Below are 15,619 nucleotides of genomic sequence, written 5' to 3'. Positions count from 1 at the left end.
TCTCAGGAAATCAGTTTTTCAAGTTCATCTGCTGATAAACGATTGAGAGCCTCCAAGGATTTAGCCAAAACATCATGAACGGGCTGCAAATCAGGTTGCAGGGTTTGTATGGCCTCGCTGAAAGCCGCCAGATCGGCACTGGCGAACAGGCTGGCCAACGGCACTTCGAAGCCCAACAACTCACGCAAACGCAGGGCCACCTGAGTGGCCAGCAGCGAATGGCCGCCGAGTTCGAAGAAGTTGTCCGTCAGGCCGACTCGCTCCAGCTTCAACACCTCGGCCCAGACCCCGGCGATCTGCTGTTGCAGTTCGCTTTCAGGCGCCACGTAGGTGTTTTGCAGCAGGCTGGCATCCGGCTGCGGCAGGGCTTTGCGGTCGAGCTTGCCGTTGGCGGTCAGCGGCAGGCTGTCGAGCAGTACCAAGTGCGCCGGCACCATGTAATCCGGCAGGTTGTGCTTGAGCGCCTGGCGCAGGTGCTCACGCCATTGGCCCTGTTGATCGAGTTCGACCGACTGATCGGCCACCAGATACGCGACCAGTTGCACGCCACCGGCGCCTGGCTGATCCAGTACCACGGCCTGACGGATTTGCGGCAGCGCCAACAATTGCGCCTCGATTTCCCCCAGCTCGATACGGAAACCACGGATCTTCACTTGATGGTCGATGCGTCCGGCGTACTCGATCCGGCCATCGGCGCGATAGCGCGCCAGGTCACCGGTGCGGTACAGCCGCGCGCCGTCGTCACCGAACGGGTTAGGCACGAAACGCAATGCGCTGAGGTCGGCACGCTTGAGATAACCGCGTGCCAGACCGGCGCCGCTGACGTGCAATTCGCCGATGCAGCCCTTCGCCACCGGTCGCAGGTCGGCGTCGAGCACGTACCAGCCGAGGTCCGGGATCGGTTCGCCCAACGGGCTGCCGGCATCCTGTTCGAGATCGGCCAGGGTCAACGGACGGTAAGTCACGTGAACCGTGGTTTCGGTAATGCCGTACATGTTGATCAGTTGTGGCGCAGCGTCGCCGAAGCGTTCGAACCATGGACGCAGGCTGCGCACTTCCAGCGCTTCACCGCCAAACACAACGTAACGCAGCGACAGTTGCGCATCCTGTGGTGCGTCGCAGGCGACTTGCATCAGTTGCTTGAATGCCGACGGCGTCTGGTTGAGCACGGTGATGCGCTCGCGACACAGCAGCGCATGGAACTCCTGCGGCGAGCGGCTGACGCTGTGCGGCACGATCACCAGACGCCCGCCATGCAACAGTGCGCCGAAGATTTCCCAGACCGAGAAGTCGAACGCGTACGAGTGGAACAGCGTCCAGCGGTCCTCAGCACCAAAGCTGAACCAAGGGTCCGTGGCCTCGAACAGACGCAGCACGTTGTCGTGAGCCAGCAGCGTACCTTTCGGCTTGCCGGTGGAGCCCGAGGTGTAGATCACGTAAGCGAGGCTGGCGCTGTCGGCCCAGACCTGCGGATCGGTTGCCAATTGATCCTGCCAGCGGCTGTCATCACCCAGCAGCAGGGTTTCGACGCTGTCGGCCACCGCCAGGTGATCGAGCACCCCCGGCTGCATCAGCAGCAAGGCGATGCCGCTGTCTTGGATCATGTATTGCAGGCGCTCGGCCGGGTACTGCGGATCCAGCGGCAGGTAAGCGCCACCGGCCTTGAGGATGGCGACCAGGCCGACGACCATTTCGATCGAACGCTCGGCAGCCAGACCGACCAGTACATCGGCACCGACGCCCCGTGCGATCAGGGCATGGGCCAGGCGGTTGGCACGGGCGTTGAGTTCGCCGTAGCTCAACTGTTCCTCGCCCAGGCTCACGGCAATTGCCTGCGGCGCCCGACGCACTTGTGCTTCGATCAGTTGTGGCAGGGTGCGGGTTTGCGCAAAGCTGGCCGGTGCACGGTTCCAGTCCTGCAACACCGCTTGGTGCTGCGCGGCATCGAACACACTCAGATCGGCCAACAGACGTTGCGCCGGCGAGTCGGCCATTTGCTGCAACAGGTGCTGCAAGTGGCCGCCTATCTGCTCGATCTGCGCAGCGCTGAAATGTTGCCGGGCATAGGCAAATTGCAACGACAGGCTGTCGCTCAGATCTACCAGCACTGTCAACGGCAGGTTGGTCTGTTCCTGGCTGCACGCCTGGCCGAAACGCAAGCCTTGCGGCGCACCGTTATTCAGCGCCTCCGACACCGGGTAGTTCTCGAACACCAGCAGGCTGTCGAACAAGCCTTCGCCACGTTGTCCCGACCAGCGCTGGATGTCTGCCAGTGGCGTGTATTCGAATTCGCGCATGGCCAGGTTCAGCGCCTGCACCGTTTGCAACCACTCACCGAGGGGTTGCTCGACACGCGGGGTGGCGATCACCGGTAAGGTGTTGATGAACAAACCGACCTGTTGCTCGACGCCTGGCAGCTCGGCCGGACGCCCGGCGACCGTAGCGCCGAACGCCACGGTCGATTGCCCGGTGTAACGCTGCAACAGCAGCAACCAGGCGGCCTGCACCACGGTGTTGAGGGTGACCTTGTGCTGACGGGCGAACGCGCCCAGACGTTGCGTCTGCTCACGGTCCAGCCATCGGGTTTGCTGGTCGTAACCGCTCTGGCCAGCGGTCGCCAGCGTATCCAGGCAGCTGCGGGCCAAGTGAGTCGGTTCCTCCAGGTCGGCCAGACGCTCAGTCCAGAAGCGTTCGCTGGCCTGACCGTCCTGACGCTGCAGCCAGCCGATGTAATCACCATAACGGCCCAGCGGCGCGGCCGGGGTTGCACCGGCGTAGCGCTGCATCACTTCGCCGAGCAACTGCGAGTTGCTCCAGCCGTCCATGAGGATGTGATGGCTGGTGTAGATCATTTCGTGGCGGTCATCATCGGTGCGCACCAGCACCAGACGCAGCAACGGTGCCTGCAACAGGTCGAAGCCCTGTTGCAGTTGCTCTTGCGCCAGCACGTCGAGGGCCGACGGCAAGTCAGCGCGACCTCGCCAGTCCTGCAGGCTGAACGGCAACTCGGCCTGGCGCTGGACGATTTGCAGCGGCTGTTCCTGCTCGGAGATCCACACGAACCGCGTACGCAGAATCGCATGGCGGTCGACCGCGCCCTGCCAGGCCTGACGCAAACGCTCGGGATCCAGGCCTTCGACGCTGACGCGCATCTGATTGATGTAATCACCCGAACCTTGTTCGTACAGGCTGTGGAACAACATGCCCTGTTGCATCGGCGACAGCGGGTAGATGTCATCGACATCGGCACCCGGCAAGGCGTCGAGCTGTTGCTGGTTGAGCGACGCCAACGGAAAGTCCGACGGCGTGATGCCGGCGTTCTGCGCGGCGCAGCAATGCTCGACCAGCGCCGCCAGTTCGACCGCGTACTCATCGGCCAGACGTTGAATGGTCGTTTCATCGAACATTTCGCGGCTGAACGTCCAGCCCAGGCTCAACACGCCACCGTAGACCTGACCGTTGAGTTCCAGCCAGTTGCCCAGCGGCGCCAACGGGCTCTGTTCGTCGCCGGCCTTTTCGCTGGCCGGGGCGAACAGTGCGCCGTCATCGAACTGGCTGTCGAACTGCCCGAGGTAGTTGAAGGTGATACGCGGTGTCGGCAGCGCCGCCAGCTCACGGCGGGTCACTTCATCGCCGAAGTAACGCAACACGCCGAAGCCCAGGCCTTTGTCGGGAATCGCCCGCAGCTGTTCCTTGATCTGCTTGATCGAACCGTCAAGTGACGCGGCCGGGGTCAGGCGCACCGGGAACAGGCTGGTGAACCAGCCGACGCTGCGGCTCAGGTCGAGGTCGTCAAACAGGTCTTCACGACCGTGCCCTTCCAACTGAATCAAGGTCGAGGCGTGCCCCGTCCAGCGGCAGATGACTCGGGCCAGCGCGGTCATCAACAGGTCATTGACCTGAGTGCGATACGCCGCCGGTGCCTGTTGCAGCAGTTGTCGGGTCAGCACTTGATCGAGGCGCGTCTCGACGGTATGTGCGTAACGATTTTGCAGGCTGGCCTGTGGATGGGTGCACGGCAGGTCGACGGGCGCATCAGCCAGTTGTGCGCGCCACAGCTCAAGTTCGCCAGCGCGTTGTGGCGCGTGCTCCTGCAAACGTTCGGCCCAGTGCTTGAAGGCACTGGTCTTGGCCGGCAGAAGCGGGGGCTTGCCGTCGATGCGCTGCTGGTAAGCGCCTTGCAAATCTTCCAGCAGAATCCGCCAGGACACTCCGTCCACCACCAGGTGGTGCACCGCCAGCAGCAAGCGTTGCGAACCATCGGCCAGGCTCACCAGCAAGCCACGCAACAGCGGGCCTTGAGCCAGATCGAAGCTGCGTTGCGCCGCCAGGCAGGCGGCCTGCAACTGTTGTTCATCGCTGACACAAGCCTGCATCAGCAGGGTGTGTTGCACCGTTGCTGCGTGATGATTTGCGGTCCAGCCGCTGGCCGTTTCTGTGAACGACAGGCGCAAGGCATCGTGATGCGCGACCAGTTCTTGCAAGGATTGCTCAAGCACATTTGCCTGAATGCTCACGGCCGGCTTGAGCATCACCGACTGGTTCCAGTGATGCCGCTCGGCAATCTCAGCCGCGAAGAACCACTGCTGGAACGGCAGCAACGGCGTGGCGCCACTGACCGCGCCCTGATCGATTTGCGCCGCGCCATCGCCTAGCGTCGCGACACCCGCCAGTGCCTGGACGGTCTGGTACTGGAACAAGTCTTTGGGGGTAAAGCGGATGCCGGCCTGACGGGCACGGGCCACCACCTGAATTGAAATGATCGAATCGCCACCCAGTTCAAAGAAGTTATCGGCCAAGCCTACTCGTGGCAGTTTCAGCACATCGGCCCACACCGCGGCAATGCGCTGTTCCAGCTCATTGCGCGGCGCGATGTATTCAGCCGTGTCTGCACCCAATTGCGGTTTCGGCAGCGCCTTGCGATCCAGTTTGCCATTCGGGCTCAACGGCATCTGCGGCAGATTCAGCCACTGGTTGGGCACCATGTATTCCGGCAGTCCGGCGTGCAGATGACGCATCAAGGTGTCGCGCCAGTCCGCGCTGTCTTCGTTCAGCACCACGTAACCGGTCAACAGTTTGCCGTCGATCACCAACACCGCGGCTTCTCGGACATTGGCGTGTTCGAGCAGACGCGCTTCGATTTCACCGAGTTCGATACGCAGGCCGCGCAGCTTGACCTGATGGTCGATTCGGCCGGCGTATTCGATCACGCCGTCGGCGCGGTAGCGTGCCAGGTCGCCGGTGCGGTAGATCCGTTCGCCGGCGCCGAAAGGGCTGACCGCAAAACGTTCGGCGGTCAGCGCCGGACGCTGGTGGTAGCCGCGCGCCAGACCAACGCCCGCCAGATACAACTCGCCGAGCACACCGGTCGGCACCGGCTCAAGGTTATCGTCAAGGATGTAGCAGCCGAGGTTGGCAATCGGCTGACCGATCGGCACGCTGTCGCGGCCCTCCTCCACACACGTCCAGTGCGTTACATCGATGGCCGCTTCCGTCGGGCCATAGAGGTTATACAGACCGGCAGTTGGCAGTTTGGCGAAGACTTGCTGTTGCGCGTCTGCCGGCAGCGCTTCACCGCTGCAGACGATGCGTTGCAGGCTGGTGCAGGTGCCGACCTCGGCGTCTTGCAAGAAGGCTTGCAACATCGATGGCACAAAGTGCAGCGTGGTGATGTGTTCGCGGTTGATCAGCGCCACCAGTTTTGCCGGATCGCGGTGATCGCCCGGGGCTGCGACGACCAGACGTGCGCCGGTCATCAGAGGCCAGAAGAACTCCCACACCGACACGTCAAAGCTGAACGGGGTCTTTTGCAGCACGCTGTCGCCCGCACCGATCTCATAGGCCTGCTGCATCCAGCACAGACGGTTGGTCAGGGCGACATGACGGTTGCCAGCGCCTTTCGGTTTGCCGGTTGAGCCGGAGGTGTAAATCACGTAGGCAAGGTTTTCACCCGTGACCGCCACTTCCGGATTGTGGCTGGCGAAGCCCTCCAGCGACGCCTCGAGCAACAGGGTTTGTACCTGACCGCTCACCGGCAAGGCATCAAGCAGATGCGCCTGAGTCAGCAACAGCTGGACGCCGCTGTCTTCGATCATGTAGGCCAGGCGATCCTGCGGGTATTCAGGGTCCAGCGGCACGTAGGCGCCCCCGGCCTTAAGCACGGCCAACAGCGCGACGACCATTTCGATCGAACGTTCGGCGGCGATGCCGACCAGGCTTTCAGGTCCGACACCCAGCGCCATCAGCTTGTGCGCCAACTGGTTGGCGCGGGCATTGAGTTGCGCGTAGCTCAGGCATTCATCGGCGTATATCAGCGCCATGGCATCCGGCGTGCGCAGCACCTGCGCTTCGATCAACTGCTGCACGCTCTGGTGTAGCGGGTACTCGGTGGCAGTGGCGTTCCAGTCTTCGAGAATCTGCTGACGCTCCTGCGCGGCGAGCATCGGCAACGCGGCGATCGCCTGCTGCGGTGCAGCGACAACCGCCCGCAGCAATGCCTGCCAGTGTTCGAACAGACGCGCGATGGTCGTCGCCTCGAACAGATCGCTGGCGTAGGTCAGACTGACCATCAGCCCGGCGGCGGTTTCTGTGGTATCCAGGGTCAGGTCGAATTGTGCGGTGCCGCTGTTCCACGGCAGGCCTTCGATGCGCAAACCCGCCACATCGGTGACCGGCGCGGCATCGCGCTGGTGGTTGAACAGCACCTGGAACAACGGACTGTGGCTCAGGCTACGCTGCGGCGCCAACGCTTCGACCAATTGCTCGAACGGCAGATCCTGATGCGCCTGGGCGCCCATTGCGGCCTGACGAGTCTGTGCCAGCAAATCACGGAAACTCAGGTCGCCGGCAAACTGTGCGCGCATCACCTGGGTGTTGACGAAGAAGCCGATCAGGCCTTCGGTTTCAGCGCGGTTGCGGTTGGCAATCGGCACGCCGACGCGGATATCGTCCTGACCACTGTAGCGGTGCAACAGAGTCTGGAACGAGGCCAGCAAGAGCATGAACATCGTCACCCCCTCACGTCGGGCAACCTCCTGCAATTGAGCACTCAACGCGGATTCCAGCCGCGCATCCAGCCGCGCGCCACGATAGCTCTGCACCGCCGGACGCGAATGGTCCAGCGGCAGCTCCAGCACCGGTTGTTCGCCGCCGAGTTGAGCCATCCAATAATCGAGTTGACGCTGACGCTCACCAGCGTCCATCCACTGTCGTTGCCACTGGGCAAAATCGGCGTATTGCAGCGTCAGCGCTGCCAGTTCGAGCGGTTGTCCAGCGCATTCTGCGGCGTACATCGCCATCAGTTCGCGCACCATCACTTGCATCGACCAGCCGTCAGAAACGATGTGGTGCTGAGTGATCACCAGCACATGATCATCCGCCGCCATCCGTAGCAGAGCGACGCGCAGCAGTGGCCCGTTCAACAGATCGAACGGTTGGCGGATCTGCGCCTGCACCCAGTTCGCCGGACCCTCTTCGGTGTTGAGGCGGTGTTGTTCAATCGTCAATTGTCCCTGCGCATGAACCACCTGCACGGTGCGTTCGTCGTCCTGACGGAACGTGGTGCGCAACGGCTCATGACGGGCCACCAGTTGATTGAAGCTGTTCTGCAATGCGCCGATGTCCAGCGCACCGCGCAAACGCAGCGCACTTGGCACGTGGTAAGCGGCGCTGTCCGGCTCCAGTTGCCAGAGGAACCACTGACGTTCCTGGGCATAAGACAACGCCAGTGCATCACCGCGCGGCAACGCCAGCATTGGCACAGTTTCGCTGTGTTGCAGGGTCGCGCAGGCGGCGGCAAAGGCTTGCAGCGTCGGCTGCTCGAACAGGGTGCGCATCGGCACATCGAGCTTGAGCGTCTGGCGGACCCGGGAAATCACCTGAGTGGCCAGCAACGAGTGGCCGCCTCGTTCGAAGAAGTGATCGTTGAGCCCCACCACGCCGGACTCCAGCACGGCTTCCCAGATCTGCGCCAGTTGCACCTGCAGCAAGGTCTGCGGCGCGGCATAAGCGCACAAATCCTGGTTCAGTTCGGCTTTCGGCAGCGCGGTGCGATCCAGTTTGCCGTTGTTGTTCAAGGGCAACGCGTCCAGCAACAGCAGGTGCGCCGGCACCATGTAATCGGGCAGCACTTGTTGCAGCGAAGCTTTGAGCGAGCCCAGCCACTGCGCCTGCGCGGTCGCAGGCTCGGTGCCTGCTTCGGGCACTACATAAGCCACCAGTTGTGCGCCCCCCGGGAAATCCTGAGCGATGACTGCGGCGGCGTGCACGCCTTCCTGCGCTTGCAGACAGGCTTCGATTTCCCCCATCTCAATGCGCAAGCCACGAATCTTCACTTGGTGGTCGATCCGCCCGGCGTATTCCAGATCGCCGTTTTCGTTGTAGCGGGCGAGGTCGCCGCTGCGATACAGACGCCCCCCCGCCTCGGCGGCAAACGGATCCGGCAGGAAGCGTTCGGCGGTAAGGGCCGGACGATCGAAATACTGCTGCGCCAGACAGGCGCTCGCGCCGATGCACAATTCGCCGACACCACCGGCTGGCAGCAATTGCCCGGCGCTGTCGAGTACGTACAACGCGCGGCCGGGAATGGCCCGGCCAATCGGAATACCGAAACTGTCGCTGGCATCGCTCAAGCGGCAGTCGTGCACACTGGACACCACCGTCGCCTCGGTCGGCCCGTAGGTGTTGAGCAAGCGCACGTGGCTCAAACCTGCCTCGTGCCACAGGCGCAGGCCTTCGACGGACATGGCTTCACCACCGACGTGAACCTGACGCAACCGGCCCAGGCTGGCGATGTTGCCGCCAGCGCATTCACGCGCCAGCAAGAACCAGTAAGCCGCCGGCAAGTCCGCCAGGGTCACGCGTTGGCCGACGATCTCGTCCGCCAGTTGCAGGACGTCCCAGAGTTCATCGCCTCGCATGATCAGCGTCGCACCGACGCACAGCGGTGGGTAGCACTGCTCGACAAAACCGTCGAAGCTGAAGGTCGCAAATTGCAGCACGCGATCATCGGCAGTGAGCGCCGAATACTCGGCACCGGTCTGGCAGAACTCGCGCAGCGCCCCGTGAGCAATCGCCACGCCTTTTGGCTGGCCGGTGGAACCCGAGGTGTAGATCAAGTACGCCAAGTCATCGACCGTGGCGTGATTCAGCGGATCGCTGTCCGGATAAGCGCCCAGCGTCTCGATGATTTCGCCCAGGTGCAAATGTTCAAGACCTGCCGGCAGCGGCACGTCTTGCAGCAGAGCGGATTCATCGAGCAGCAGATCGACACGGCTGTCTTCGATCATGTAGGCCAGACGCTGGGCCGGGTAATTGGCATCAAGCGGTACGTAAGCGGCGCCCGTCTTCAGCACGGCCAGCAAACTGACGATCATTTGCGGGCCACGACGCAGCGCCAGACCGATGCGTTTGCCCGGTGCTGCACCGCTGGCCAGCAGACGGTGAGCGAGGCGATTCGCCTGGCGGTTCAGTTCGTCATAGCTCAGGCGCTGTTCACCGCACTGCACGGCCAGTGCCTGCGGTGTGGCTTTGGCCTGCGCGGCAATGCGCTCGTGCACCAGGCCGGTGTGCTGCAATTGCGGCGCTGGCAGCTGGCAATGGGCGAGCATGGTGTGCGTGGCAGCAGCATCGAGCAGCGTCAGGTTACCGAGGCAAGCGGTGACGTTGGTGATCAATTGCTCAAGCAAGTGGCGCAGGTTGGCGCAGAGCATGTGTACTTGGGCGGCGCTGAATCGCGCGGCGTCGTAGCTCATCTCCAGGCTCAGCGTGGCGCCGAGTTCAATGCCCAGCGTCAGCGGATAGTGAGTGCGTTCATGGTTATGCAGGTTGCCGAAGGTCAACCCGGCCGGTGCGCCCTGTTTCAGCGCCTCGGCCACCGGGAAGTTTTCGAACACCAGCAGACTGTCGAACAGCGCCGAGCCCTGCTGCCCTGCCCAGCCTTGAATGTCGTACAACGGCACATGCTCGAATTCACGCAGGGCCAGGTTCTGCGCCTGCAGATCACTCAACCACTCCCCGACGCGATGATCCGGGCGCGGGTTGCACACTATTGGCAAGGTGTTGATGAACAACCCCAGTTGCTGCTCGATGCCCGGCAGCGGCGCCGAACGACCGGCCACTGTCGCGCCGAACGCTACGCAGTCCTGCCCGGTGTAGCGTTGCAGCAACAGGCTCCAGGCCGCTTGCAGCAACGTGTTGAGGGTGACTTTCTGCTGACGGGCGAACTCGCCCAGACGCCGCGTTGCGGCTGCGTCGATCACCTCGCGATGCTCGTCTGTGCCGTGGCCAGCCACGGGCGCACGCACGGCATCGGCAAGCAGTGTCGGCGCTTGCAACGGCGCCAGCGCAGCGTTCCAGAACGCCTTGCCAGCGTCTGCCGATTGCTGCTGCAACCAGCCCATGTAATCGCGGTAATGCCCCACCGGTGCCGGCAATGAATGCGCGTCGGCATAGTGCGAAATCACCTCGCCGAGCAGTTGCGCGTTACTCCAGCCGTCCATCAGGATGTGATGGCTGGTGTAGATCAAGTGCCAGCTATTGGCACCGGTGCGTACCAATTTCAGGCGCAGCAACGGCGCGCAGTCGAGTTCGAAACCCTGCGCCCGCTCAGTCTCGGCCAGCGCATCGGTGTCAGTGTTGTCCAGCACCTGCAGCGGCAATTGCACCTGACGGCTGATCACTTGATGAGCGCTGTCCAGACCTTGCCAGTGGAAGCTGCTGCGCAGCACATCATGACGCGCCAGCGCCGCTTGCCAGGCGTCGGCAAAACGCTGCGGATCGAGGCCCTGAATGTCCAGTCGCATCTGGCTGATGTACGCCTCGACCTGCGGTTCATACAGGGTATGGAACAACATGCCCTGCTGCATCGGCGACAGCGGATAAACATCTTCGATAACGGCGGCGGCGACCGGCAACGCATCCAGTTGCGCCTGGCTGATGCGCGCCAACGGGAAGTCCGATGGCGTCACTTGCGCGGTGTCGAGGGCACAGCAGTGCTCGATCAGGGCAATCAGTTCTGCGGCGTAGCGGTCAGCCAACATTTGCACAGTGGCGCTATCGAACATCTGCGAGCTGAAACCCCAACTCAGGCTCAATTCGCCGCCATAGACCTGGCCTTCGACCGTCAACCAGTTATCCAGTGGCGCCTGTTGATCCTGGGCGACACCGCCAAACTCGGTGGACGGCACCAACAGCGCCTGCTCATCGAACTGACGGTCGAACTGCCCCAGATAGTTGAAGGTAATACGCGGCGCAGGCAATGCAGCCAGTTCTTCGCGCACCGACGGCGCTGCCAGGTAACGCAGCACGCCGTAACCCAGACCTTTGTCCGGTACCGCGCGCAGTTGTTCTTTGATCGCCTTGATCGAACCTTCGAGGTCCTCGGCTGCCACCAGATTGACGGCGAACAGGCTGGTGAACCAGCCGATGCTGCGCGTCAGGTCAATGTCGTCGAACAGGTCTTCACGGCCATGGCCTTCCAGTTGGATCAGGGTGCCCGGCTGACCGCTCCAGCCACTGATTATGCGCGCCAATGCCGTCAGCAGCAGATCGTTGACCTGCGTGCGATAGGCCGCTGGTGCCTGTTGCAGCAATTGGCGAGTGCGCTCGGCGTCCAGACGCCATTCGATCTTTTTACCGAAACGGTTTTGCAGGCTGCCTTCAGGGCGTTCGCACGGCAGATCCTGCGCGGTGTCGTGCTGGGCTTTCCAGTAATCCAGTTGATCGTCGAAGCGCGAAGCCTCGGTGCTCAGGCGCGCCGTCCAGCTCTGGAACGCGCTGGTCTTGGCCGGCAATTGCACACCACCGCCCGCCGCGAGTTGTTCGTAGGCTTGCTGCAGATCTTCCAGCAACACGCGCCACGACACACCGTCCACCACCAGGTGATGGAGGATCAGCGACAGGCGCTGACTGCCATCAGCCATGGTCACTAATACCGCGCGCAACAGCGGCCCGTTGGCCAGATCCAGACTGCGCTGGGCCTCGTCGCAATGGGCGCTCAGTTGCGCGGTCGTCTCGGCCGTGCGCAGCCATACGTCAGCGCGTTCGACCTGTGCAGCGTACGCTTGCTGCCAGCCGTCGACGCCCTCGACAAAACGCAGACGCAAGGCATCGTGGTGATTGATCACATTGGTCAATGCCATGTCGAGCCACTGAGCATTCAACGCCTCGCGCGGGGTTAACAACAGGGACTGGTTCCAGTGCTCACGCTGCGGCATCGCCCGGCTGAAAAACTGCTGCTGGATCGGCCCCAACAAAGCCTCGCCTGTCGCCGGCGCCTGATCCACCGAGCTGTGGCTGTCGAGAATCGCGACCAGCGCCAGACTGCGCACAGTCTGATACTGGAACAGGTCGCGCGGGCTGATACGAATCCCGGCCTGCCGCGCGCGGCTGACCACTTGAATCGAAATGATCGAATCGCCACCCAGCTCGAAGAAGTTGTCTTCCACACCCACGCGCTGCAGACCGAGCACGTCTTCCCAGATCGCCGCCAGGGCCTTTTGCATGGCATCCTGCGGCGCGACGAAGGCTTGCTGTGGCGCGGCATCCGGTTGCGGCAAGGCTTTGCGATCCAGCTTGCCGTTGGCAGTGACCGGCAACCTGTCCAGCGTCAGCAGGTAGGTCGGCACCATGAATTCCGGCAGGCTGCCGAGCAGCCAGGCCTTGACGTCCTGTTGCCATTGTTCGTCTGCCTGAGCGGTTTCCAGCACCAGATAGCCGACCAGATGTTTGCCACCCTGCACCAGCACCACGGCCTCACGTACCAGCGGATGCTGCATCAGGCGGGTTTCGATTTCGCCCAACTCGATACGCAAGCCGCGCAACTTCACCTGATGATCCAGACGCCCGAGGTATTCGATGACGCCGTCGGCACGCTGGCGCACCCGGTCACCGGTGCGGTAAAGGCGCGCGCCGTCGTGGAACGGGCACGGTACAAAACGCTCGGCAGTCAGCGCCGGACGCTGGTGATAACTGCGCGCCAGCCCTGCCCCGCCCAGATACAACTCACCGGCCACGCCGCTCGGCACCGGCAACAGTTCGGCGTCGAGCACATGCGTGCGCAGGTTGGCGATAGGCCGACCGATCGGCACGCTGTCGGCGCCTTCGTCGACACAGGTCCAGTGGGTGACATCGATGGCCGCCTCGGTCGGGCCGTACAAATTGTAGAGCCCGGCGTTCGGCAGCTTGGCGAACACTTGCAGTTGCGCATCCAGCGACAGCGCTTCGCCGCTGCAGACAATGCGCTTGAGGCCGGCACAAGCCTCGACGCCCGGCTCATGAATAAACGCCTGCAACATCGACGGGACAAAGTGCAGCGTGCTGATGCCGTAGCAGTTGATGGTTTCGATCAACAGCGATGGATCGCGGTGCGCACCCGGTGCGGCCACGACCAGACGCGCGCCGGTCAGCAGCGGCCAGAAAAATTCCCAGACCGACACGTCAAAGCTGAACGGGGTTTTCTGCAACACCGAATCGCTGGCATCCAGCCCGTAAGCCTCCTGCATCCAGCACAAACGGTTGACCAGTGCCGCATGACTGTTGCCGGCGCCTTTCGGCTTACCGGTGGAGCCGGAGGTGTAAATCACGTACGCGAGGTTCAACGGGTCGACGAGCACATCGACACGGCCTTCGCTGTAGCGATCCAGCCAGTCAGCTTCCTGATCGAGGGTAATGACGTTCACCCCTGCCGTCGGCAGCGACGCCAGCAACGCACTCTGGGTCAGCAGCAAAGTGATGCCGCTGTCCTCGACCATGTAGGCGAGACGCTCTTGCGGGTATTGCGGATCCAGCGGCACATAGGCACCGCCGGCCTTGAGAATCGCCAGCAGGCCGATCACCATTTCCAGCGACCGCTCAACGCAAATGCCCACCAGACTGTCGGCCCGCACGCCTTGTTCACGCAACAGATGAGCCAGTTGGTTGGCCCGGGCCTCCAGTTGCGCATAACTCAGGGTTTGCTCGGCGAACACCAGTGCCGGGGCATTCGGGGTGCGCGCCACTTGGGCTTCGATCAATTGATGAATCGGCTGCCCGCTCGGATAAACCGCTGCTGTAGCGTTCCAGGCATGCACCAGCGTGTGCTGCTCATCCGCGTCCAGCAACGGCAGTTCGCCAATGCGTTGCGCAGGATCGGCAACCATTGCCTTGAGCAGGCGCAACCAGTGCCGCGCCATCCGTTCGATGGTCGGCGCGTCGAACAGATCGCTGGCGTAAGTCAGTGCAGCGTGAAGCTTGCCGCCCTTCTCGTAGGTGTCGAGTGTCAGGTCAAACTGCGTGGTGCGGCTTTGCCATTCGAGGCTGTCGAGCACCAGGCCCGAGGCCGTGCTGAGGGCGGCGATATCGGCCACCTGCGGTTGATGGTTGTACATCACCTGGAACAGCGGCGTGTGAATGAGGCTGCGCTCCAGTTTCAGCGCTTCAACCAGTTGCTCGAACGGCAGATCCTGATGTGCCTGAGCGCCGAGCGCCGTCTCTTTGATCGCTTGCAGCAACGCATCGACGCGGGTCTGACCGTCCAGTTTGGTGCGCAGCACCTGGGTGTTTACAAAGAAACCGATCAGGCCTTCGATCTCGGCGCGATTGCGGTTGGCAATCGGCACGCCGACACGGATGTCGGTCTGCCCGGTGTAACGATGCAGCAGCGCATTGAACGCGCCGAGCAACAACATGAACAACGTGACTTGATGCTGTTGCGCGGTGGCGCGCAGTTGCTCGGCCAATTGACCGTCGACGGCAAACTCATAGCGCGTGCCGCGATAGCTCGGCATGGCCGGGCGCGAATGGTCCAGCGGCAATTCCAGCACCGGGTGCTCATCTCCCAACTGCGCCTGCCAATATTCCAGTTGCCGCGCCTGCTCGCCGGCTTCCAGCCAACGCCGTTGCCACAGCGCGTAATCACTGTACTGGACCGGCAGCGCTGCCAGCGCCGGTGGCTGGCCGGCGTCAAAGGCATCATAGCAACGGATGAATTCGTCGATCAGCACGTTCATCGACCAGCCGTCGGAAACGATGTGGTGCAGGGTCAGCAGCAATACGTGCTCCTGCTCGGCGAGTTTGAGCAAGGTGACCCGCAGCAACGGCCCGACGGCCAGATCGAACGGCAACACCGATTGTTGCTCGGCGGCACGAACGACCGCCTCCTCGCGTTCAGCGGCCGGCAGCGCGCTGAAATCTTCGTGACGGATGTTCAAGGTCGCCGTGGCCGGCACTTGCCTCAGACTGTCATCCGCCTGCCGCTGGAACACCGTGCGCAAGGTTTCATGACGGGCGACCAGTGCAGCAAACGCCTGCTCCAGTGCCGGCAGATTCAGCCGCCCGCTCAGGCGCACCGCACCCGGCAAGTTGTAGGCGCCGCTGTACGGGTCCAGTTGCCAGAGAAACCACATCCGTTGCTGCGCGTAAGACAACGCCTGGCGATCTTCGGCCTCGATCCCGGCGGGGATCGGGAACCGGGCGAAATCCACGCCCTCCTTTTGCAGGGCCGCGAGGAACATCTGGCGCTTTTCCAGGGGCAACCCGATAAACCGGCGAGCAAGTTTCAAGGAGTCTTCAGCATTCATTTCTTAGCATCCGGATCAGTAGGCAGGAAGCACAAAGGCACGTCGTCCCTATAAAACGAATG

The 15,619-nt window shown here is 62.6% G+C and carries 1 protein-coding gene; it reads right to left on the bottom strand.

The features are described from left to right. Positions 1-2 precede the first annotated feature (2 nt). Complete coding sequence (locus tag ATI02_RS03575; protein WP_100845443.1) at positions 3-15,557, bottom strand: non-ribosomal peptide synthetase; 15,555 nt, start codon at positions 15,555-15,557, stop codon at positions 3-5. Positions 15,558-15,619 lie beyond the last annotated feature (62 nt).

The organism is Pseudomonas baetica (assembly GCF_002813455.1).
GTDB classification, from domain to species: domain Bacteria; phylum Pseudomonadota; class Gammaproteobacteria; order Pseudomonadales; family Pseudomonadaceae; genus Aquipseudomonas; species Aquipseudomonas baetica.
This window is presented reverse-complemented; position numbering and strand designations above follow the sequence as displayed.

What these genes read in the sequence shown, in the direction of transcription:
- ATI02_RS03575 (WP_100845443.1), bottom strand. Translation starts at nt 15,557, where the DNA reads ATGAATGCTGAAGACTCCTTGAAACTTGCTCGCCGGTTTATCGGGTTG.